At 63.7% G+C, this 19773-nt stretch carries 28 protein-coding genes; all 28 read left to right on the forward strand.

Annotated elements, in window-relative coordinates; translation table 11 throughout:
* Nucleotides 1–198: hypothetical protein (locus BLV63_RS18715; RefSeq protein WP_217640483.1), on the forward strand; the 198-nt coding region annotated here is incomplete at its 5' end.
* Nucleotides 199–282: 84 nt separating this feature from the next.
* Complete coding sequence (locus BLV63_RS18720) at nt 283–423, forward strand: hypothetical protein (RefSeq protein ID WP_175533613.1); 141 nt, start codon at nt 283–285, stop codon at nt 421–423.
* A 13-nt stretch (nt 424–436) separates the two neighbouring features.
* Nucleotides 437–682, forward strand: coding sequence for a hypothetical protein (locus tag BLV63_RS18485; RefSeq protein WP_175533614.1), 246 nt, complete (start codon nt 437–439; stop codon nt 680–682).
* Nucleotides 667–1050 carry a hypothetical protein gene (locus tag BLV63_RS17260; protein ID WP_074784692.1) on the forward strand — a complete coding sequence of 128 codons (384 nt, stop codon included), beginning with the start codon at nt 667–669 and terminating at the stop codon, nt 1048–1050. The genes BLV63_RS18485 and BLV63_RS17260 overlap by 16 nt, the downstream gene beginning before the upstream one ends.
* Before the next feature lie 70 nt (nt 1051–1120).
* Nucleotides 1121–1651, forward strand: coding sequence for a hypothetical protein (locus BLV63_RS17265; RefSeq protein ID WP_074784694.1), 531 nt, complete (start codon nt 1121–1123; stop codon nt 1649–1651).
* A gap of 180 nt (nt 1652–1831) precedes the next feature.
* Nucleotides 1832–2728, forward strand: coding sequence for a VG15 protein (locus BLV63_RS17270; RefSeq protein ID WP_066217434.1), 897 nt, complete (start codon nt 1832–1834; stop codon nt 2726–2728).
* A gap of 95 nt (nt 2729–2823) precedes the next feature.
* Nucleotides 2824–3318 (forward strand): capsid assembly scaffolding protein Gp46 family protein, encoded by a 495-nt coding sequence (locus BLV63_RS17275; RefSeq protein ID WP_066217435.1) that lies wholly within the window; start codon nt 2824–2826, stop codon nt 3316–3318.
* 19 nt (nt 3319–3337) lie between these two features.
* Nucleotides 3338–3562 carry a hypothetical protein gene (locus BLV63_RS18825; protein WP_217640484.1) on the forward strand — a complete coding sequence of 75 codons (225 nt, stop codon included), beginning with the start codon at nt 3338–3340 and terminating at the stop codon, nt 3560–3562.
* Nucleotides 3511–4266: a major capsid protein gene (locus BLV63_RS17280; protein WP_217640485.1), complete on the forward strand. Its 756-nt coding sequence runs from the start codon at nt 3511–3513 to the stop codon at nt 4264–4266. The genes BLV63_RS18825 and BLV63_RS17280 overlap by 52 nt, the downstream gene beginning before the upstream one ends.
* On the forward strand, nt 4263–4475 hold the full coding sequence (locus BLV63_RS17285) for a DUF7302 family protein (RefSeq protein ID WP_139244716.1): 213 nt from the start codon (nt 4263–4265) through the stop codon (nt 4473–4475). Before BLV63_RS17280 ends, BLV63_RS17285 begins: the two co-directional genes overlap by 4 nt.
* Before the next feature lie 12 nt (nt 4476–4487).
* Nucleotides 4488–4970: a hypothetical protein gene (locus tag BLV63_RS17290; RefSeq protein WP_066217441.1), complete on the forward strand. Its 483-nt coding sequence runs from the start codon at nt 4488–4490 to the stop codon at nt 4968–4970.
* Nucleotides 4967–5305 carry a hypothetical protein gene (locus BLV63_RS17295; RefSeq protein ID WP_139244717.1) on the forward strand — a complete coding sequence of 113 codons (339 nt, stop codon included), beginning with the start codon at nt 4967–4969 and terminating at the stop codon, nt 5303–5305. Before BLV63_RS17290 ends, BLV63_RS17295 begins: the two co-directional genes overlap by 4 nt.
* Nucleotides 5305–5544, forward strand: a complete 240-nt coding sequence (locus tag BLV63_RS17300; RefSeq protein WP_066217445.1) for a hypothetical protein — start codon at nt 5305–5307, stop codon at nt 5542–5544. Before BLV63_RS17295 ends, BLV63_RS17300 begins: the two co-directional genes overlap by 1 nt.
* Nucleotides 5537–5962 carry a hypothetical protein gene (locus tag BLV63_RS17305; protein ID WP_066217447.1) on the forward strand — a complete coding sequence of 142 codons (426 nt, stop codon included), beginning with the start codon at nt 5537–5539 and terminating at the stop codon, nt 5960–5962. The genes BLV63_RS17300 and BLV63_RS17305 overlap by 8 nt, the downstream gene beginning before the upstream one ends.
* A gap of 66 nt (nt 5963–6028) precedes the next feature.
* The gene (locus tag BLV63_RS17310) at nt 6029–6550 is read left to right on the forward strand and encodes a phage tail tube protein (protein ID WP_066217449.1); all 522 of its coding nucleotides are present in this window, start codon (nt 6029–6031) and stop codon (nt 6548–6550) included.
* A gap of 97 nt (nt 6551–6647) precedes the next feature.
* The gene (locus tag BLV63_RS17315; RefSeq protein WP_066217451.1) at nt 6648–7001 is read left to right on the forward strand and encodes a hypothetical protein; all 354 of its coding nucleotides are present in this window, start codon (nt 6648–6650) and stop codon (nt 6999–7001) included.
* Between the two features lie 50 nt (nt 7002–7051).
* Complete coding sequence (locus BLV63_RS17320; protein WP_139244576.1) at nt 7052–7480, forward strand: DUF5361 domain-containing protein; 429 nt, start codon at nt 7052–7054, stop codon at nt 7478–7480.
* Between the two features lie 48 nt (nt 7481–7528).
* Nucleotides 7529–11011, forward strand: coding sequence for a phage tail protein (locus BLV63_RS17325; protein ID WP_074784382.1), 3483 nt, complete (start codon nt 7529–7531; stop codon nt 11009–11011).
* A complete protein-coding gene (locus BLV63_RS17330) occupies nt 11008–12504 on the forward strand; it encodes a phage distal tail protein (RefSeq protein WP_074784385.1) in 1497 nt (498 codons plus the stop codon). Before BLV63_RS17325 ends, BLV63_RS17330 begins: the two co-directional genes overlap by 4 nt.
* 11 nt (nt 12505–12515) lie before the next feature.
* The gene (locus BLV63_RS17335) at nt 12516–13631 is read left to right on the forward strand and encodes a hypothetical protein (protein WP_066217497.1); all 1116 of its coding nucleotides are present in this window, start codon (nt 12516–12518) and stop codon (nt 13629–13631) included.
* 8 nt (nt 13632–13639) lie between these two features.
* Nucleotides 13640–14767 (forward strand): hypothetical protein, encoded by a 1128-nt coding sequence (locus BLV63_RS17340; protein ID WP_074783821.1) that lies wholly within the window; start codon nt 13640–13642, stop codon nt 14765–14767.
* 267 nt (nt 14768–15034) lie between these two features.
* Nucleotides 15035–16147 (forward strand): hypothetical protein, encoded by a 1113-nt coding sequence (locus BLV63_RS17345; RefSeq protein WP_074784696.1) that lies wholly within the window; start codon nt 15035–15037, stop codon nt 16145–16147.
* 11 nt (nt 16148–16158) lie between these two features.
* Nucleotides 16159–16293, forward strand: a complete 135-nt coding sequence (locus tag BLV63_RS19085; protein ID WP_255218052.1) for a hypothetical protein — start codon at nt 16159–16161, stop codon at nt 16291–16293.
* A gap of 74 nt (nt 16294–16367) precedes the next feature.
* Nucleotides 16368–16607 (forward strand): hypothetical protein, encoded by a 240-nt coding sequence (locus tag BLV63_RS17350; RefSeq protein ID WP_139244577.1) that lies wholly within the window; start codon nt 16368–16370, stop codon nt 16605–16607.
* Nucleotides 16604–17419 carry a hypothetical protein gene (locus BLV63_RS17355; protein ID WP_217640486.1) on the forward strand — a complete coding sequence of 272 codons (816 nt, stop codon included), beginning with the start codon at nt 16604–16606 and terminating at the stop codon, nt 17417–17419. Before BLV63_RS17350 ends, BLV63_RS17355 begins: the two co-directional genes overlap by 4 nt.
* A gap of 562 nt (nt 17420–17981) precedes the next feature.
* On the forward strand, nt 17982–18281 hold the full coding sequence (locus tag BLV63_RS17360) for a hypothetical protein (RefSeq protein WP_139244797.1): 300 nt from the start codon (nt 17982–17984) through the stop codon (nt 18279–18281).
* A gap of 30 nt (nt 18282–18311) precedes the next feature.
* Nucleotides 18312–18536 (forward strand): hypothetical protein, encoded by a 225-nt coding sequence (locus BLV63_RS17365; RefSeq protein WP_254780632.1) that lies wholly within the window; start codon nt 18312–18314, stop codon nt 18534–18536.
* 793 nt (nt 18537–19329) lie between these two features.
* On the forward strand, nt 19330–19773 hold a 444-nt coding region (locus BLV63_RS17370; protein ID WP_139244799.1), incomplete at its 3' end, for an SOS response-associated peptidase family protein.

The raw sequence follows: 19773 nt of genomic DNA on the forward strand, positions 1-19773 counted from the left end.
CTCGAGCACTCTGGCGAGAGTGAACTGACCACACAGGCTGAGGCGGCCATCAAGCGCAAGATCGGCAAAGCTGGCGGCTTCGGCTGGGACTCCCCCGCCGACGGGACCAGCGTCGCCCTACTGGACGCCGCCACCCTGGCGTACTGGGGCGCAAAGACCACGAAACGACGGCCTGGCCGGAAGGGAGGGTTCCTATGAGTTGGGGCTACCAGGATCTTTCCAAACTGACGTCGAAGGGCTCGGCGATGATGAGCTGAGGATCGCCCGGAAGCTGTTTGCTACGTGGCGGCCCGCCTGCCGAAGACGCTGCGCCGGTCCCAGTACGCGATGCTGAACCCGTTCAAGGACCTCGGCATCGCTCTGCCGCCTCAGCTTCGGAACGCGAAAGTTCTATCTGTCCTGGGCAGCCATGGCGGTTCGTAGGCCTTCCCTGCGGGTGCAGTTTGATGGCCTTCATCTTCCTGGTTCTGAGGACCCGTTCGATCTTGGCGAGGTGTTGAAGGCCAACAACTTCGGGCTCGAGTTCCAGCAGGCCGTGACCGGCGCGAATAAGCATTCGGTGTCGTTCATGACCGTTGCTAAGGGTACTGATGGTGAAGCGCCTGCCCAGATCATTGGGCATTCCGCAGAGTCTGCTGCTGGCATCTGGACAGGCGTAAGCGTCGAATGTCGGCGCTCCTGACCATCACTGACGTCGATCAGCTCAGCAACCCTACCGAGTTCGTCCTGTGGCTCGAAGACTCAGTGATCACGTGCAAGCTTGATGATGGCAAGTGGAAGTCGAACAAGGAAAAACATTCGATTGGGCGCGTCCTTGCCGTTGCCATCCGTAACGATCCGCAAGGCAATGCACCGTTCGGTCGATCCCGCCTGACGAATTCCGTGATGGCCCTGAACGACATGGCAGTTCGTGCGTTCGTTCGTATGGAAGGCAACGCCGAGTTCTACTCGACCCCGCAGCTCGCGATCTTGGGCATTGCGGAGGATGCCTTCAGCGGTTCGGTGGAAGAGGCCAAATTCAAGCTCGCTATGGCCGTCTGCTTGCCCTGACGAAGGACGAGGACGGGGATATCCCGCAGCTCAAACAGCTGCAGCAGGCGACGATGACACTCACAGCGACATGCTCCGGACAGTTGCGATGGCGTTCAGCGGCGAGACTGGCTTGTCACCATCTTCTCTCGGCGTGCTTCATGATCAGCCGTCCAGCGCCGAGGCGATCCGTGCGGCAGAGCATGAGCTACTGATCGACATCATGTGGCAGAACCAGTACGTGCTTGCCCCTGCTGTCGAAGAGATCGCCGGGTTGGCTTACATGGTCAAGGAGGACGAGACGAGCCTCCCGGACGAGTTCTGGAAGCTCTCGGCACGGTTCCGTAATCCGGAGTTCCGCTCGATGTCGGCTGAGGCTGATGCCCTCACGAAGCTCGCCCCTGTGCTTCCTCAGATCATCCAGTACCCGACTCTTGCTGGCCGGGTCTTCACCGATGACGAGGTGGACAGCCTGCGCCAGGAGGCCCAGAAGGGAATGGTCTCAGACTTCATCAACCGCGTGGCCGGTCAAAGCGCGGTTACTCCTGAGGTTGCCGCTGAGGTCGCCAAGGGGGCCGACAACCAGCAAGGCAGAGCATCTATTTCAGGGGGGGGCAAGTAGTGCACTAGAGGACGCCCAGGTGCTGAAGGCAAAGGCTGACGCACTCGGTGTTCTGCGTCGCGCCGGTGTTGAGGCATCGTCTGCTGCCTCCCTTGCGGGGCTACCCGATGTGCAGTTCATGCCAGGTTCCCCGATCACGATTCGTGAGCCGGGTACCTGACATCTTCGAGGAGGGCTCTTGTGATTCCTCTCGCCATGGTCAATGGCTACTCGTTGCTCCTTAGTGAGCTTTCGACCCGGGCTCTTGTTGACCTGCAGCGCACTATCGGCCCGGTCCTTGACGCGTCGCCTGAGGTGAAGCAGCGGACCATGCGGGACCTGTTGCCGGTGCTGGGTGACCAGTACGCGGGGATGACGTCGCTGATCTCGGCGCAATTCTTCACGGAGCTGCAACAGGTCCTTGAGGTCCGTAACCCTGTGGACGCGCAGAGCCTCGCCGGCGCGGGTAGTGACCGGTGGAGTTCGTTGGCTGGTTGGGCTTCCCGCCCTGCTGTGTTCGAGCAGGGCGGTAACGCGTTGATGTTCTCGCTCCTGTCCGGTGGGCTGACACGGATTCTTACGTCGATGGCGGCTGACACGATGATCGGCAACGCCGAGGCGCAGGGCGGCATGGGTTACCAGCGCGTCCCCAAGCCGGGTTGCTGCGCGTTCTGCGGGATGCTCGCCTCCCGCGGTGCCGCCTACACCTCCCGGGACTCTGCCGGGACTGTGGTGGGCCGTGGCGTGCCGTTGGAGAAGACCAAGGGCCGCCGTGGCGGGCAGGGCAGGGGCATCAACCCCCGGGGCTCCCGTCGCCTGGGCGAGTCCTTCCACGACCACTGCCGCTGCGCCGTCGTCGCGGTCACACCTCAGAACGCGGTGCAGATGCAGGCCGACGCGGACCGCTACCTGGATACCTACCGCAAGGGCTACGAGCAGGCCCAGGACGGCAAGATCTGGGTCCCTGCCCAACGTACACAGGACGGCTCCCGTTCCGGCACCGGCCACTGGGAAACCCCCATTGGTGAGAAGTCCTCTCCCAAGGACCGGACCAGCCAGGTCCTTCAGTACATGCGCGCCGAACTCGGCGTGAAGTGACTTCCACGGTTCTCCCGTGAAGCGGTACGCGCCCGTCTGCGCGGTTTTCACCCTCTATGCCCGTACGGGGCCTAAACGGAAAGTGAGGTGCCGCCTTGGGCGACACGAACAACACCGCACCAGCGGGAGAATCCACCGAGCCCCTGCCCCAGCCCGAGCCGAAGGCATTCGTCCCGCCTGCCACGCAGGAGGACCTTGACCGGATCGTGGGCCAGCGTCTGGCTCGTGAACGCGACAAGTACGCGGACTACGAGGAACTGAAGGCCAAGGCTGAACAGTTCACGAAGCTCGAGGAAGCGAACAAGACCGAACTGCAGAAGGCTACCGAGCGGGCTGAACAGCTCGCCAAGGAGAACGCCACTCTTCAGGCGACCGCACTGCGCGCCTCTGTGGCAGCCGCTAAGGGCGTCCCGGAGAACCTTCTGAGCGGTGGAACCAGGGAAGAGATTGAAGCCGCCGCTGACGCGCTTCTGGCCTTCCGTGGGACCAAGCAGACCGCACCTGTCGTCCCCGCCCAGGGGAAGACCCCATCCAAGATCACCGACGACCCGACCCGGGAGACGGCTCGGAAGCTCTTCGGCAACAACTAACCCCACCTGGAGGTAAATCATGGCCGTTTTCACGACCACCGACGCCAAGGTGATGCTCCCCAAGAACATCGCTGACGGCATTGTCACGGAAGCCCGTACGGGCTCGACCGTTGGCCAGCTCTCCGCCCGCGAACCTCAGCGGTTCGGCGAGACGGAGTACATCATCTTCAACGACTTCCGAAGGCGGAGTTCGTGGAGGAGGGAGCCCAGAAGGGTTCCACCACGGGCGGCTTCACCTCCGTGAAATCCACCCCGAAGAAGGCGCAGGTCACTCTCCGTTTCAATCAGGAAGTCCAGTGGGCAGACGAGGATTACCAGCTTGGCATCCTGTCCGAGCTGGCCACTGCGGGCAGTAAGGCACTGTCCCGAGGTCTTGATCTGGGCCTGTACCACCGCATCAACCCGCTCACGGGCACCGTGATCTCGAGCTGGTCGAACTACCTGAACGCCACCACGAAGCGCGTGGAGATCACCGCGTCCTCGGAGGCAGATCAGGACATTCGTGCCGCTGTCGGTCTGCTGGTGAACTCCCCGACTAACTGGGGTGTCAACGGCATCGCCCTCGACCCGAAGATGGCCTGGGCCCTGGCGAACTTGCAGAGCAAGAACGCCGACGGCTCCCCCTCAGGTGTGCAGCGTTACCCGAACCTCGGCTTCGGCACCAACGTCACCGACTTCCTCGGCGTCCCGGCAGCGACGGGCAACACCGTCTCCGGCACCCCGGAAGCGGCCGACACGAAGCTGCGCGCCATCGTTGGCGACTTCCAGAACGGCATCCGCTGGGGCGTTCAGCGTGAACTCCCGGTCGAGCTGATCCGTTACGGCGACCCGGACGGCCAGGGCGACCTCATGCGAAACAACCAGATCGCTCTCCGCCTCGAGATCGTCTACGGCTGGTACGTCTTCACGGACCGCTTCGCCGTCGTGGAAGACAAGGTGACCCCGTGAGCCGCCGGATGATCGACACCTACACCGGATCCACCGTCGTCGTTGACGACGAGCTGGCCGAGTCCCTGGGTTCCCAGTACGTCCCGGAGGACGAGTACGAGGCCCCGGCGGGGCGCAAGCCGGCAGCCCGGAAGGCTGCGACCGGGCGAGCCGCCAAGGCCAAGGAACCCGAAGGCCATGGCGAGGGCGAGAAGTCCGAGGACGAGTAAGGAGGTCGGGCCATGGCTGATGTGACACCGTTTCCGTTCGCCACTGTGGAGGAACTGAAGCAGCGGTGGCCCGACTTCCCTACCGGGGGTGAAGCAGCGGCGACGGTTGCCCTTGAGGATGCGTCCCAATTCATCTTGGACGTCTGCTCAGGGGCCGCCAACGCCAGCGCTTCGACCCGTCGCCGGGTCGTCTGCTCCGTCGTTCGCCGCGCAATGGGCACCCCCGACGGCGGCGAGGGCATGGAGTCTATGACTCAGGGGGCAGGGCCATTCCAGCAGACCTGGAAGATCTCGAACCCTGACGGTAACTACTACCTGAACAAGCAGGAGAAGATCGCGCTCGGCTGCGGGAAGTCCAAGGCTTTCGGGGTGCAGATCGCATTCCGCCCGGAAGGACGCCATCTGCCCTGGTGCAGTCTGAACTTCGGGGCAATGTACTGCTCCTGCGGGACAGACATCGCCGGGGAACCGATCTACGAAGGCGGGACACCATGAAATTCCCCTCCCCCTACACGGTCGGTCACCAGGAGCGCATTGCGGGGGGCGAGGATCCTATGGGTGATCCGCTCCCGGAGCACTGGGAGGACCGCCCTGATCAGAAGGTCATGGGCTGGGCAACACCCGGTTCAGACGTGGAGATCCGCCCCACAGGCTCCGGAGTCGACCGGGATCTGGACCTCTATAGCCCCACCGGGTTCACGAAGCCCCAGGACAAGGTCATCATCGACGGCGTTGAGTTCTTCGCTGTCGGGTGGCCCGAGGACTACAACCACGGGCCTTGGCGATGGGCACCGGGTTACCGGATCAACCTCAAGCGGGTGGAGGGCTGATGGCAATCAGGGTGAAGCTCAACCAGCGAGGGTTCCGCGAACTTCGCAACGCACCACCTGTAGTCGCTTTCCTCGAGTCCCAGGCGGAACGCGTCGCGAATGCAGCCGGCCCAGGGTTCGAGACCGACACCCATACAGGTGGTGCCCGTGCTCGTGTTGCCATCTACCCCGACACCGAAGAGGCGTACCGGGCTGAGGCGAAGTACGGTGCGCTGTCGAAGGCGGTGGGTAGTGGCTAACCAAGTTGTCCTGTTCGGCAATGCCATGGCAGCGGCCCGGCTATGGCTGATCGCGAGGATCCCTGGCCTGACCGTCGTCGGTACTGAACCGAATCCTCGTCCGGACCAGTTCGTTCTCATCAGTGATGCTGGTGGCCGGCAGTTCTCGCCGATCCATGAGAAGGCGTTCCTCATGGTCGATACGTGGGGGCCGACGAAGAACGTTGCTAAGGCCAAGGCGCAGCTCGTCCGGGCGCACCTGTCGGCCCTGAGCAATGACACCATCACTGTCCCGGCCAGTGCCGATTCCCAAGCAATGGATGTCGTCATCTACTGGGCCCACCCCATGGGTGGGCTCGTGGATATTCCTGACCCGGACGCCAAGATCCCGCGCTACCGGCAGAACTTCGAACTCGCTGTTCGTGGGACGCCGATCTAACCCCATCCAACCCTTGCAAGCCCTGCCACCTGGCGGGGCTTTTTTCATGCCCCCAGGAGGGACAACATGGCACTCACTGCCGGCAATGTGCGCGTCGCGGTCACCGGAACGATCTCGTCCGGCCCGCTCGGAACCGCACTCCCCACTGACACCACGACCGCCCTGAACGCCGCCCTCAAGGATCTCGGCTATGCCTCCGAGGACGGCATCACCCAGGCGATCAGCACCGACCAGACCGACATCAAGGCCTGGCAGAACGGTGACGTGGTCCGGAAGATCCAGACCAGCCACGACCTGACCTACCAGTTCACCATGATCGAGACGTCCGCAGAGGTCCTGAAGGTCTACTACGCGGACCCCACGGCCACCGCTTCGGCGATCAAGATCAAGGGCACTCAGACCGATCACCTGGTCTGGGTCATCGAGGTCCGTGATGGTGCCAAGACCATCCGCATCTGCCTCCCGGACGCACAGGTCACCGAACGCGGCGACGTCTCCCTCAAGGGTGACGAGGCCATCGGCTACGACGTCACCCTGACCGCCTACCCGGACTCCACCGGCACCAAGGCCTACATCTACATGGCCTGATCCCAACCCCTGTGGGGCGCGTGTTGCGGGACCGCGCCCCACAGGTCACCACCAGTCCCGCAACCCCTACCAAGTTCTCTGCCCGCAGGAGGCACCCATGTCTGAAATCAAGATCACCGACGACACCACCACCATCCCGGAAGGTGTCAAGAAGCCCCAGGATCGCAAGCCCAGGGTCAACAAGGACGGCACAAAGACCGTCACTGTGCATGGTCAGGAGTACACCATCGCGGCCGACGCACTCGATGACTTCGAACTTCTCGACGACCTGGACTCCCTCGATGAGGGTGAGGTGCAGCGGCTCCCCCGGATCCTGCGCCGGCTGCTTGGCAAGGAGTCATTCAAAACGGCGCTCGAATCGGTTAGGGACCCCGAGACGGGGCGGGTCTCCGTGGAAGCTGGCAGTGAACTGGTCCAGGACCTCATCAAGGAACTGGCCCCAAACTCCTAACGCTCGCCGCTCTCCTTCGGGAGTTCGGCGGGCAGTTGCGGGCCGACTTCTTGCGATACTACGGGCTCCGTCTCACCCGCACCGGCAGGGTTCCCGGCTTCCACCTCTGGGAGGTTGCCGATTTCGCTGAACATCTCCCTGACGATTCGGCGACCAAGCGGGCGCTCGGACAAGGCTGGACGCTTCTCGAACAACTTACTGCCTTGATAGCAGACCGCTTGGCAGTCCTGGCATGGCAGAAGACCGCTGACGGGCAGAAGGGCAAACGCCCACCCAAGCCCATTCCGCGCCCAGGGTTCGAGGACAAGACCACCACGACGTTCAAGGGCAAACCCATGAGCCTCGAACAGGCCGAGAAGTGGAAACAGGCTCGGCGTGCACCGCAACCCCCACCGGGGAAGGTTGCTCACACCACCAAGGCCGGCGTGGTCAAGTTCGTCACCGAACGACAAGTCGCCTATTACAACAGAAACCGCTAGCCCCTGCACCGTCCTGGTGCGGGGGCTAGCCGCATTCCAGGAGGCCCCATGTCTGAACTGGCGACCGCGTATGTCAACATCGTCGCCTCCTCCAAGGGCCTTGGCAAGAGCATCGTCAACGACCTAACTGGGGCAGCAGACGCGGGCAGCGCGGCCGCTGGCAAGCGCGGCGGAAGCTCGTTCGGCGCTGCATTCGCCGGTATCGCCGGCAAGGTCCTCGCCGTCGCTGGACCTGCAATGGTTGCAGGGCTGGCAGTCAAAGGCGGGATCTCTCGAGCACTGAACATCGAGGACGCACAGGCCAAACTCACCGGGCTGGGCCACTCCACCCAGTCGGTAACGAAGATCATGAACAATGCCATGGCCGCAGTGAAGGGCACGGCGTTCGGCATGGGTGACGCGGCCACCGTGGCTGCTGGCGTGGTCGCTGCTGGGGTGAAACCCGGCCAAGACCTTGAACGGACCCTGAAGCTCGTGGGCGACTCGGCCACCATTGCGGGTGTCGGCATGGGTGAGATGGGAGCGATCTTCAACAAGGTCGCCGCGTCGAACAAGATCCAGGGCGATGTCATCGCCCAGCTGAACGACGCTGGCATTCCGATTGTCCAGCTCTTGGGCAAGGAACTGGGTAAGACCTCCGACGAGGTCTACGACCTCGCGTCCAAAGGCAAGATCGACTTCGCGACCTTCCAGAACGCCATGGAAAAGGGCCTCGGCGGTGCAGCGCTGAAGTCCGGCGAAACGTTCCGGGGCTCGATGGCTAACCTCAAGGCAGCCCTCGGACGCGTCGGCGAAACCGTCATGCTCCCTTTCCTCGCCGCAATGAAGGACGGGGCAAACGGCCTCATCCCGGTTATCGACGGGCTCAACAAGAAGCTAAAGCCGATCTTTCAGGACATCGGCAAGGGCTACCAGGAGATGAAAAAGTCCTTCGACGATGGTGAAGCCCCGAAGTTCGCCAACCCAATTCTCACCACCTTCGCGGCAGTAGGCGCAGCAGCGGGGAAAGCCTCCCGAGAAGTCAAGGGCGGGATCAAGGCCATGAAGGCCGCTTACGAAGACGGCGGCTCCGATGTCACCAGTTCCGGTTTCGCAGGAGTCCTTGAACGTATTGGGATTAGTCTCCGTGCCGGGAAAGATGGCGTAGACGCATTCTTCAAGGCATTTCAAACTGGCACACAGGACTTCAGCAAATCCGGATTTGCCGGATTCATGAGTGATTTCGGATCAAAGATCAAAGGGATCTTTGACGCGATTGGGGATTCATTCGGGCCGCTGATGCCGATCTTCGGGTCCATCATTGGACAAATAGCTGGGATTGTCACAGCCGCCTCACCAATTGCAACAATCTTTAGCGGCCTGGCGGACGTGATGCCCGATCTCATCGGTACCGTAGCGGGTGTCATCGGCGCATTTGCAGGAGCCATAGCCGGCGTCCTTCCCACCATTAGTGACACCGTTGGCACGATCTCCGGAGTCATCTCAGGAGCCTTCAAAGAGATCGCTCCTGTTCTGGCCAGCGCGGCCGGCGCAATCGGTGGAGCATTGCAAGACCTAGCCCCTGTTTTCGCGAAGGTCGTGGGAGCAATCGCGCCGCTGATCACGGCAATTGTTAGTTCACTTGTGCCGATCATCGTGAACCTGGTAACCACGATTCTTCCACCGGTGGTCACAATTTTCACTGGAATCATCTCGGCGATTGGTCCGCTCGTTGACATCATTTTGGCGATTCTGGTACCCGCGATTCAGGCACTTCTACCTGTGGTCACCACAGTATTCAACGCTGTTGCAGACATCATCAAGTCGGTGATGCAGATCGTGCAGGGCGTGATTCAAGTCGTGACCGGCGTCATCTCCGGCAACTGGTCCCAGGTGTGGGAAGGCATACAGAACATCTTCGGTGGGATCTGGAACGCGATCAAGGCCATTGTTTCAGGCGCTATCGCGGTAGTGTCCTCCACAATCAGCGGAGCGCTCTCGTTGATTGGTTCGTTGTGGTCTTCGGCGTGGAACGGCATCAAGTCGTTCTTCACCGGTCTCTGGTCGAACATCACGGGTGCGATCTCGTCCGGGATCAACAATGTGGTCTCGTTCTTCCGGGACCTCCCGGGCAAGATCCTCGGCGCGCTCTCCGGTCTGACGGGCTCCCTCGTCCAGATCGGTCGAGACATGATCCAGGGTCTTCTCAACGGGGCAGGAAGCCTCCTGTCTAGCATTGGCAGCTTCTTCCTCAACCAGCTCCCCGGCTGGATCGTCGGACCGTTCAAAGCAGCTCTCGGGATCCACAGCCCGTCGCGAGTGTTCCGGCAGTTCGGTGAGTTCATCGTTCAGGGCCTCGCCGGTGGGGTGAAGAAGGCTGGGCCGCAGGCCACGGCAGCCATTACCGCTGTGGCTCGGAAGGTCACCTCTGAGGCCACGAAGCACTTCACGAAGGCTGACCAGCTCCGCAAGGCCGCGTCATCTTTGATGAGCCGTGCCGCTCAGGTGTCGGGGGTGAAGGCCCCGGCCCTGGGGAAGGACGCGAAGGCCAACGCGAAAAAGATGACCGCCTACTACGCGGCCATCGCCAAGCGGAACAAGCAGGTCGCGAGCCTGATCGCTCAGGGCCGGCAGAAGCTTGCCGAGGCCAACCGGGAAACGTCTCTGGGGCGGACGTTGGATGCGACGTCGCGGATGATCAGCGCCAGCAACGCGCAGATCTCCAAACTCACCACCCAGCGTGCCAGCATCGCGTCCCGTCTGAAGACAGCGCAGAAGAGCCTTTCGGATGCGGTCAAGACTCGGGACAAGGCGGCCAGTGACGCGGCTGAGAAGTTCCGGGACGAGTTCAACCTGGGCGATCTTGCCGGGCGTAGCGCTCAGGGCATTGTGGCGGCTGCGAAGAAGACCGTGGGCAACGTCCAAGGGTTCAAGGGGCAGCTCGACAAGCTGCGCTCCATGGGTCTTGATGCTGGCCTGCTGGCGCAGATCGGTGAGCTTGGCACCGGTAAGGGTGGCTCCATCGCTAAGTCCCTCATCGCCGGGGGCAAGGGCCTTGTCGGGCAGCTCAACGGGCAGTGGAAGCAGCTTGGTTCGGTGTCCCAGTCTGCGGGCATGTCCCTGGCAAACGGGATGTACGGGGCGGGGATCGCCGCGCAGCAGGGTCTTGTGAACGGGCTGTCCGGGAACCTCAAGGCCGTGGACGCGGCGATCAAGAAGGTCACCGACCGGATGACCTCGCAGGTGAAGAAGAACCTCGGGATCCACTCACCCTCTCGGGTGTTCCGGTATGAGGTCGGGCGGCAGGTCCCTGCTGGCCTGGCGCTTGGTGTCCGGGACGGTACGGGGCTGGTTTCCCGTGCCGTGGACTCCCTGGTGCAGATCCCCAACGCCGTCGCTTCCCAGCCCTACCGGCCAGCCTCCTACGTGCCCGCCCCCGGCAGTCACGGACGGTGGGCAGACGGCAAGCCGCCAATCCAGATTCATGTCCACGAAGCAGTAAACCCGAGCGCTACCGCTATGGCGGTGGCGCGTCGATTGGAGGGCCAGTGACCGACATCGTAACGGCCACCATCGGCGGGCGAACGTTCGCCGGGTCAGGGCTCTACCTTGACCCGGCGGACACCGTCGGCGGCGTCCTCACAGCACCCATCGAAGGATGGGGCAACCCGGGAACGCGCGGGGACGTGAACCCGTGGCCCGACCGGGACGGGGCCTGGTCTGACCCTGCCTACTACGACGGTGCGAACTACGTCCTCCGGGGTGTCCTCGTGGTCCCGTCGTTCGCCCGTGGGGCGCTCGTTCGGGACCAGTTCGTCGCCGCCCTGCCCATGAAGGTTTTCAAGCCTCTGATCGTCGCTGAAGCGGAACTGACCCGGTACGCGATGGTCCGGGTCGTGGGAACGCCGGAGGTGGTGTGGGACGGGGTTGAGACGATCAGCGTGAACGTGCAGTTCGTCGCCACGGACCACCGGCGATTCGCCGGTACCGGCCCGAACGACATCAGCGGCTCCGGGGTCGCCAAGCTCCCCATCACCGATGGGGGCCTGGTCATCCCGCCCACCACTGTCGCGGACACCAACTGGTCCAACAACCCGTCCTTCGAGGTAGACACCTCTGGCTGGGTCGGTGTCGGCGGAGCCCTGACGCGAGAGACCGCGTCCCCTCCGGCGTGGATCGTCGGCACGGCCTGGGGCAGGCTCACCACCGGTTCCGGGGCAACCCGGCCCGGCGTCCTGGCCGCCTCATCCACGGACCAGCGAGTGAACCTCTCCCCCGGAGACTGGGCAGCGGTGTCGATGCTGATGGCCAACGACTCCGGCTACACCAGCCAGATCGGGATCCGCTTCTACGACTCCACCAACACCCGAATCAGCGAGTCCATGAGCGCCCCCACCAACAACACCGGGGGCAGGGTCACCCACTCGGCACAGGCCCCGGCAGGCACAATCTACGCCCAGCCAGTGCCCTACCTGTACAACGGCGGAACCGTCATCCCCTCCGGCGTGAAGCTGGACTTCGACGCCGTCAAGATCAGCGCCGCTGCTACCCAGTCCGCTGCGGTCGCCTTTGCCGGGGACTACTTCGATGGCGGCTCCGCACCCTCCGGCGGGTACACGTTCCGGTACACGTCCACAGCGGGAAAGAGCACCTCGGAGAAGGTTCAGCTCGCCGGTTTGACCGTGCCGTTCGCGATCACCGCGACCGTGACGAACAACGCCGTCACGGTCGGATCCTCCGGCACCGGGACTCCCCGGGTCGTGGTGACCATCGCCGCCGTGAACACGCATCTGACCAACCCTCAGATCACCGATGACCTCGGCAACCGCATGACGTTCAACCTCGTCCTGACCGTGGGGCAGTTCCTCGTGATCGACCTGGACAAGAAAACGATCCTGCTGAACGGCACCGCCTCACGGCGCACCGCCCTACGAGGATCGTGGATCAACCCCCGCCCGGGCATGACCCTCACCTTCAACGCTGAGGGGTTCCTCTCCACCAACCAGGCCACCGCCACCGTGGCCTGGACTGACACCTGGAATTAGGAGGGCCTACTGTGCCTCTTGACGCAATCGACCCCAGCTTCATCAACGCGCCCTCCCCCGCTGGCCCTCCCCTCTACACGGGAGAGTCCCTGCGCCGTGACATCGGCGGGCTCCTGGCCCCCGGTGCCGCGGTGGGGACCAGCCGCAGCGGTGTCCTTGACGCCCGCGCCCTGGCGATCACCCTCTCGGGCAACAATGTCCTGGCAACGGCAGGGCCGGCAGCGGTCGCGTCCAGTACGGGAGCGTACCTCACCGGACTGGCCACTTCAGCCACCGTTGACCCCCTGGTCGCAGCGGATGCGAACAACCCCCGCCGTGACCGGGTGATCCTTCAGGTCTGGGACCCCAGCAACCCGCAGAATGACGGCACCAGCGGCGGGACGAACCGTAAGGGTGTCGTCCGGATACTCACCGGGGACCCGGACCCGCTCGCCACCACGGGCGGCGGGGTGAAGCCCGAACCAGGTCTGGCCCTGACTCTGGCGTTCATCGACGTCCCCAAGGCCGGAAGCGGCTCCCCCGTGGTAACCGATCAGCGGCCAATCACCGCAGCAGCGGGAGCACCGATCCCGGTCAACAGCCTGGCCGAGGCCCGCGCCCTGCCCAAGGTGCGCGGCCTGCAGAGGCTCCGCATGGACCTTCCCGGGTTCCCCACGCAGGTCTACAACGGCACCGTCTGGACCCATGTCGGACCGTGGAAGCGCACCACCTTCACCGTCAATTCCACGAACATCCCCACCTCGGCCAGTGATGGCACCGGCTCCCGTGCCGTGGCGACCATGTCGATGAACGCGGAAGCCTACGACCGGCGCATGAAGGTCTTCGTCCAGACCAGCGTGAACTCGGGTGCCATCGCCTCCGGGATCAGCCGGTGGGATGTGTGCGCATCCCTCATGCAGTCCCAGGCATCCAACGCCCAGACCCGCTCCCCGCTGTGCTGGACAGCCCCCGGCAACTACCTGATGAGCAGCTACATCGAAACCGAAGAGATCATCGTCCCGGCAAACTCCCTGCCCATCCCGCGCTTCTGGGTGGACAAGGTCACCGGCAACGTCTTCACGGGCGTGTCCGTGGATCCGAAGATCACGAAGTTCTGGGTTGAGGAATGCCCCGCTGACGAAGCCTAGGAGGTGCCGTGAGGTTCATCATCTGTGACCTGATCACCGGCACCGTCCTAGACGAAGCGCCCCTGGTCATCGCGGAGGACCTGACCCGCCAGCTCAAGGGCGTGGGCGAGGGCAAGTTCTTCGCCCCGTTCTTCGACGGGGAAGGCCGCCTCTACAAGAACCGGTACTGGGAGAAGCTGATCGTTCCGTGGAAGTCCCTCATCCTCGTCACCGACGAGGATGGCCGGATCATCTGGCACGGGATCCCCAACAGCACCGCCACACCAGGTATCAACGGTCAGGAAATCCCCTGCAGGACCGTGGAGGAATACCTTCTGCGCCGGTACATGCCCACCGCCGAGTTCCTTGACGTCGACCAGGCCAACATCTTCGCCGCCATGATCAACGCCGCGAACGTCAACGGCATCGGCCTCGAGGTGGACGCCCCACTGACGGGGGTGATCTTGGAACGCCTCTATCAGGACGCGGAGAACACCAGGATCGGGGACCGTCTCACGGAACTGTCCAACGCTTCCCCCGGCTTCGACTGGATGATTGATATCCAATGGGCCGACGCCGCCCAGTCGCGGGTGCGGAAGATCGCACGGATGCGCCCCACCATGGGCAACCGCACCACCACCCCGGAGCACGCGTTCATCTCCGGGGTGAACATCACCGACGCCACCCCAGAGACCCGGTGGGGCCAGGGAGACGCCGCGACCCTCGTCACCGCAGTCGGCGACGGTGAAGGCGAATCCCGGCTGATCTCCGCACCCGGGATCGACACCATCCGGGAAGCCGCTGGATGGCCACGCCTGGAAGAACGCCGCAACTTCTCCGGCGTGGACAGCGAAGAAACCATCGCCGCCCACATGGCCCGCATGAAGCAAGCGTTCTTCGGCGGCCAGACCCTCGTGACTCTTGAAGCGAAGATCCCCGGCGACGGGGACTACTACACCGGGCCGGCGGACCTGACCCTGGGCGATACCGCACAGGTCAACGTCCGCGTCGGGCAAGACCCCGTCGACCTGGACGAGTTCGCCATCGAGCTTGATGCTGTCTGGCCTGTCATCGGGTACTCCCTGAGCCAGGACATGAAGACCTGGAAGCCGACCCTTGCCGACCTGACAGGAGGTGACATTGGTGCCAGTGGATAACAGCTTCATCCCCCGCCCCTTCGGTGTCACCGATGCGCGGAACCGGGTCGATGAGCTGGCACGGAAGCAGCAGGCCCTTGACGGGGCCAACCGGAACAGCTCATCCACCATCCCGCCAGGTGGCACACTCCGCGTCGAAGGCGGCGTCCTCGTCCCCGGCGGGCAGATCAGCGTGACCGGGGCGGCAACATCTCCACCACCGCCGACGGCATCGACCGCTATACCAACCAGCCAATCAAGGTCAGCACCAGTCTGGGCAACCGGGAAGTGATCGAACCCTGGACGGGCCTGCCGGTGCTGCGGCCCGGGATCTGGCTAGCGAATACTTCCTACCAGACCGACCCCGCCAACATGGCATCTTTGACGTCACGCTACGGCGACAACATCGAAATCCAGTCCCTGAACTACACCGACAGCGAAGGTAGGCGTTGGCGTTCAGCGGCGAACATCGACCCGGCAGGAGCGAGCCTGTACTGGAGCCGTCAAGACGGCGACCCGGCAAGCCCCTCCACCGGGGGAACGTCCCAATCCGGAGGCCTGTCGGTCAGCCTGGATTCTGCACTGTCCGTGGCAACCTACGTGCGCAACGCAGCACCGGACGACCCAGCGGTCATCCACACCAACACAGCGCTCAGCATGCGCCCCTGGGGCGGGCAGATGGGCCCACCGGACGGTCTCCAGATCCGGTACGAGCAGAGCGACTACAACGGCACCTACATCAACAAGGGCCTGTTCAAGTTCGACAAAGACGGCCTGATGACCCTCCACAGTGAGAAGGGTGCCAACAAGGTAGACGTCATCCACACTGGTGACGGCGTGCTGACCCTGAAGGGCAGCAACAGCGTCAACGTGGTGGGGACCTTCACTGTCAACGGCTCACCCGTGGGCGGGGCCGTGACGAGTGTGGCCGGTAGGACCGGTGACGTCGTGCTCGCCGGCACGGACATCCCGGCAGCGACCACGAGCGCGCCGGGTGCGATGTCAGCGGCGGACAAGGCGAAACTCAACGGCCTCGGCACCGAGTCGATCGTTAGCGCGCTCAGCCCTGCGGGATGGAACGTTGGCGGGTCCATTTTCGTCGAGCCACTCGCTGGCGAAACGAAGATCACGATCGCGCTGGTGCCGAAGTACACGGGCGCGAACGTAACCATCACCACCACCGCGTACACGTCGATGGGAACCGTGCTGCCATCGGCGGCGATGAGCTCTACCGCGGACTCCCCCTACGTTCTCACTCAGGTCGTCGGGGCCGGCTTGAACAACCAGGCCATCGCGTTCGTGAACCTAGCTACCGGGGCCGCTTCTATCCGCGCAGTCGGGGCGAACTTCACCCTCGCATCCGGCGCACTGTTCACCATCTCGTACACCTACAAACGCTAAGGATCCACATCATGGCCCAAGCAATGGTCTCCATCACTCTCGAAGGCAAGCGCATCGACCTCAACGGCGACATCCCTGACGACATCGCCACCAGCATCGTCAAGCAGATCACCGCACTGCTCGTCGGCATCCAGGAGGTCCCGTGACCCTCCCCCACCGACAACCCATCAGGAGAGGGAGGTAGGAGCGTGTGGAGTCCTGGGGACCGACACTCACCGCAGTGGGTGCACTGCTGGCCGTCCTCGGTGGCGGCATCCGTTACCTCATCGGCCGGTCAGACAAGAAGCGCGAGAAGCGGGAGGCGTCTGTGGAAGAGCTACTGAGAGAGCGCATCGAAGCCCTCGAGGCCGAGTTGAAGGAAGCGAAACTCGTCAAGCGCGCAGCCGGTAAGTGGCGTGAACAGCTCATCGCCGCCGGTATCGAACCGGACCCGAAAGACTGGCCGGAAGGAGTGTCATGAGCCAGCTCGAAGACAACGAGAGGCGGCTGGCCGTCGCGCAGGAGGCCGTGGACAAGTCACGCCGGGCGGACAAGCGCACGAAGTCCCTGCTCCTGCTCTCGTCCTGTCTGCTCGCGTTCTTGGTGGTGGTGTGCGGGATCCTGGCATGGCAGAACGGCAACTACGCCGCCCAGGCCGCCGACGCCGCACAAGCTCAGGCAGCCGAGAAGAAATCGTTGGCGGAGCAGGTCGCCGCCGCGTGCGCGAAGGACGACTTCAAGTCCAGTCCACAGGGGAAGCAGGTCTGCCAGCGAGCCGACCAGGTCGCCAAGGACACCGCGGCCGTCCCGGGAAGCAAGGGGACCAAGGCATCCCGGGAGTTGACGGGCGAGATGGTGCCCCGGGCCGTGACGGCCGGGATGGGAGCCCGGGAGCGTCCGGCGCGCCGGGTGCTGCTGGAGCGCCGGGGAGTGCCGGAGAACCTGGAATCCCCGGGGCCCCAGGCGTGGCGGGAAGCGCTGGCCAGCCAGGAATCCCGGGAGAGAAGGGCGACCCAGGAGTGCCGGGCCCGAAGGGCGACCCCGGAGCGCCGGGCATGCCGGGCCGGGACGGCAAGGATGGTTCCCCGCCGAGCAGCTGGAACTTCACTCAGGACGGGGTCACCTACACGTGCACCCCGCAGCCGCCCGGATCCACCACCTACACCTGCACAGCATCAACCCCGACCCCGAGCCCGTCCCCGTGACGGGCTCGCCCTACATCTGAGGAGGCTCAGTGCCGAACATGGCCATCGCCTATCATCGGCCGAACAGATCCCTCGTCACGCTCCGTGATGAGGTCTACAAGCGGTACGACTACACCCCGGCCCGTGCAAGCGAGTTCGTCACTGGCTACATGTCGCCCACCAACTTCACGGGCCACAACGCCGACTCCAATGGAATCGTGCATGCCATTGACATCTTCACCGATGACAATGGGAACCTCCCCGAAGCGGAGGGACGTGAGCTCGCAGAGCAGCTACGCGCCATCGGCCGCGCCACCGGCCGGTTCTCCTACCTCATCCACGACATGAACCCGACACCCGGGCAGACCACACCTCTGATCGCCGGAGCATTCTCGAACTGGGAATGGCAACCGTACACGGGTGAGTCCCCCACTCCGACCACATCCACGTCTCCACCGTGGACCTCTACTGGGGCGACCCAGTCAACTTCCCCGCGGACGTCTACGACAGCACCGAATCGTGGGGAATCGCAGGCATCACCAACGCTGGCGGCGCTGTCCGCCCATCGAAACGAAGGACTGGTTCGACATGGCAACTGCAAAAGACCTCGACGCCGCCGTAGATAAGGGCCTGGCGAAGTACCTCGGCCCATCAGCACCGCGAGCGGCGACGTGAGCGTCCGCCAGATGATCGCTGATGGCACGCGCGCCGCTCAGACCGCCCGCGACAACACCGGCCCGATCACTCGCGGCGGCCGCCCCGTGTCCCTGCGCCAGGAGATCGCAGACACGAAGACCGGCAACATCGCACTCCAAGGACAGATCGCCGGGCTGCTCGCAGCGTTCAAGGCCGCAACTACCGGCCAGAACATCGATCTCAGTGCCGTTCAGGCCGCCGCCAAAGCCGGAGCCGAGGAAGCCCTCAAATCCGGCGTCGACGTCAACGTCACAGTAGGAGGAACCGATGCCTGATCACCGCGCAGCAACTCAGACCCGCTACCCGTGGCGGCGGTAGCCCGAACCGCCCTCGCCGTCGGGCTCCCACTCATCGCAGGTGCACCGCTCATCTATCAGGCAGCCACCCTCCACGACCCGGCAGCAGCAACAGGCCTCGCCGCGGCCGTCCTCGGAGTCGCCGGAGCCATCACCCGCGTCATGGCACTCCCACTGGTCAACGACTTCCTCACCAAGATCGGCCTCGGAGCCGAACCAAAAAACCCAGCATGACAAAGCGCCCCCACACCTCAACACGAGGTAGTGGGGCGCTATCGCGTTTAAGGCTAGTGGTCAGAGCCCGGCTACAGCGTCCTTGTACGCCTTCGCCTGGGACGGCGGCAACTGACCAGACACACGCACCAGAGATGTGCCTGTCATGTAGTGGTACTCCGAAAGAGCGCCAACACCCTTAGTGACATCACGATGTACTTCGCCCGAGCATCCCTGTCTGCTGCCGTCTCAAACGTCTCGACAACAGCGCCACCATCAACGCCGGTCTCGCCAGCCTTCCCACGGCTGTCCGCGATCCAAGCAGCAGACGAATACTGGCCTGGACGTCCAATCATGTTGTTCACGTCATTCGCCTCAGTCACCGTCGTAACTTTCGTGACCTGAGGAACCTTCGCCTTCAGCGCATTGGCGATCTCAGTCGCCGTCTTCAAGACTGGCGTCGGAGTCCGACGGGCTCGGAACGGACGTGGTCGAGGCAGGCGTTTGGCCTGCCGCAACCGGCGCTCGTGGACGTGTTGCCGGTTGCCCCGAAGAGCAGGATGCAACGAGAACGGCTACGGCCAGAGCGCATGCAGGCGCAAGAAACTTCTTCATGGAACCCCAATTCGAATGTGAGTGATGAGGAAATCATAGCGAGCGAATCCACAGGGCCTTGCCTGGTGCCCTGGGTCGTGCCAGTCTCAACCCATGTGCGGACGCTACGTGATGTCATACGACGGCGGGGAAATCTCGACGATCCTCCGGTCTGAGCTGGACGCCCAGTGGTCCGGCCTCTACAGCATGAGCCCCGGCGTTGCGCGGCCCCTTCGTCGCCGAACGCGCCGACAACAACGGGACACACGCCCGGGCGCTCGTTACCGGAACCTGGGGTATCCAGGGTGCCGCGTGGGGGAAGCCGGAAATCAAGTCCATCAATGCCCGCTCCGACAACCTGTTCCGGGTCGCGAAGTGGCGGGAACTCTACCGGGCAGGCAAGACCGCACTCGTCCCCATGAACGGGTACGTAGAGTTTGTGGAGACCTCGCCCAAGTACAAGGTGCCTGTGTTCATTCACGACAACACCACACCCCTCCTGACCGCAGCAGGCCTCTATGACGAGGAACAGGGCGCGTACACGATCATCACCATGGAAGCCGACCTCGGAGCCGGGGAAGTCCACACCCGGCAACCGATCTTCGTCCCGAGGACATGCAGGACCGGTGGCTACAAGTCGGGCCGGCGACACCCCAGGCAAGGG

This window comes from Arthrobacter woluwensis (assembly GCF_900105345.1).
Classification (GTDB): Bacteria; Actinomycetota; Actinomycetes; order Actinomycetales; family Micrococcaceae; genus Arthrobacter_E; species Arthrobacter_E woluwensis.

Excerpts from the sequence above, each read along its gene's own strand:
- BLV63_RS17260 (WP_074784692.1), top strand. The coding sequence starts at position 667 with ATGTCGGCGCTCCTGACCATCACTGACGTCGATCAGCTCAGCAACCCT.
- BLV63_RS17265 (WP_074784694.1), top strand. The coding sequence starts at position 1,121 with ATGCTCCGGACAGTTGCGATGGCGTTCAGCGGCGAGACTGGCTTGTCA.
- BLV63_RS18825 (WP_217640484.1), top strand. The coding sequence starts at position 3,338 with ATGGCCGTTTTCACGACCACCGACGCCAAGGTGATGCTCCCCAAGAAC.
- BLV63_RS17290 (WP_066217441.1), top strand. The coding sequence starts at position 4,488 with ATGGCTGATGTGACACCGTTTCCGTTCGCCACTGTGGAGGAACTGAAG.
- BLV63_RS17295 (WP_139244717.1), top strand. The coding sequence starts at position 4,967 with ATGAAATTCCCCTCCCCCTACACGGTCGGTCACCAGGAGCGCATTGCG.
- BLV63_RS17300 (WP_066217445.1), top strand. The coding sequence starts at position 5,305 with ATGGCAATCAGGGTGAAGCTCAACCAGCGAGGGTTCCGCGAACTTCGC.
- BLV63_RS17310 (WP_066217449.1), top strand. The coding sequence starts at position 6,029 with ATGGCACTCACTGCCGGCAATGTGCGCGTCGCGGTCACCGGAACGATC.
- BLV63_RS17315 (WP_066217451.1), top strand. The coding sequence starts at position 6,648 with ATGTCTGAAATCAAGATCACCGACGACACCACCACCATCCCGGAAGGT.
- BLV63_RS17325 (WP_074784382.1), top strand. The coding sequence starts at position 7,529 with ATGTCTGAACTGGCGACCGCGTATGTCAACATCGTCGCCTCCTCCAAG.
- BLV63_RS19085 (WP_255218052.1), top strand. The coding sequence starts at position 16,159 with ATGGCCCAAGCAATGGTCTCCATCACTCTCGAAGGCAAGCGCATCGAC.
- BLV63_RS17355 (WP_217640486.1), top strand. The coding sequence starts at position 16,604 with ATGAGCCAGCTCGAAGACAACGAGAGGCGGCTGGCCGTCGCGCAGGAG.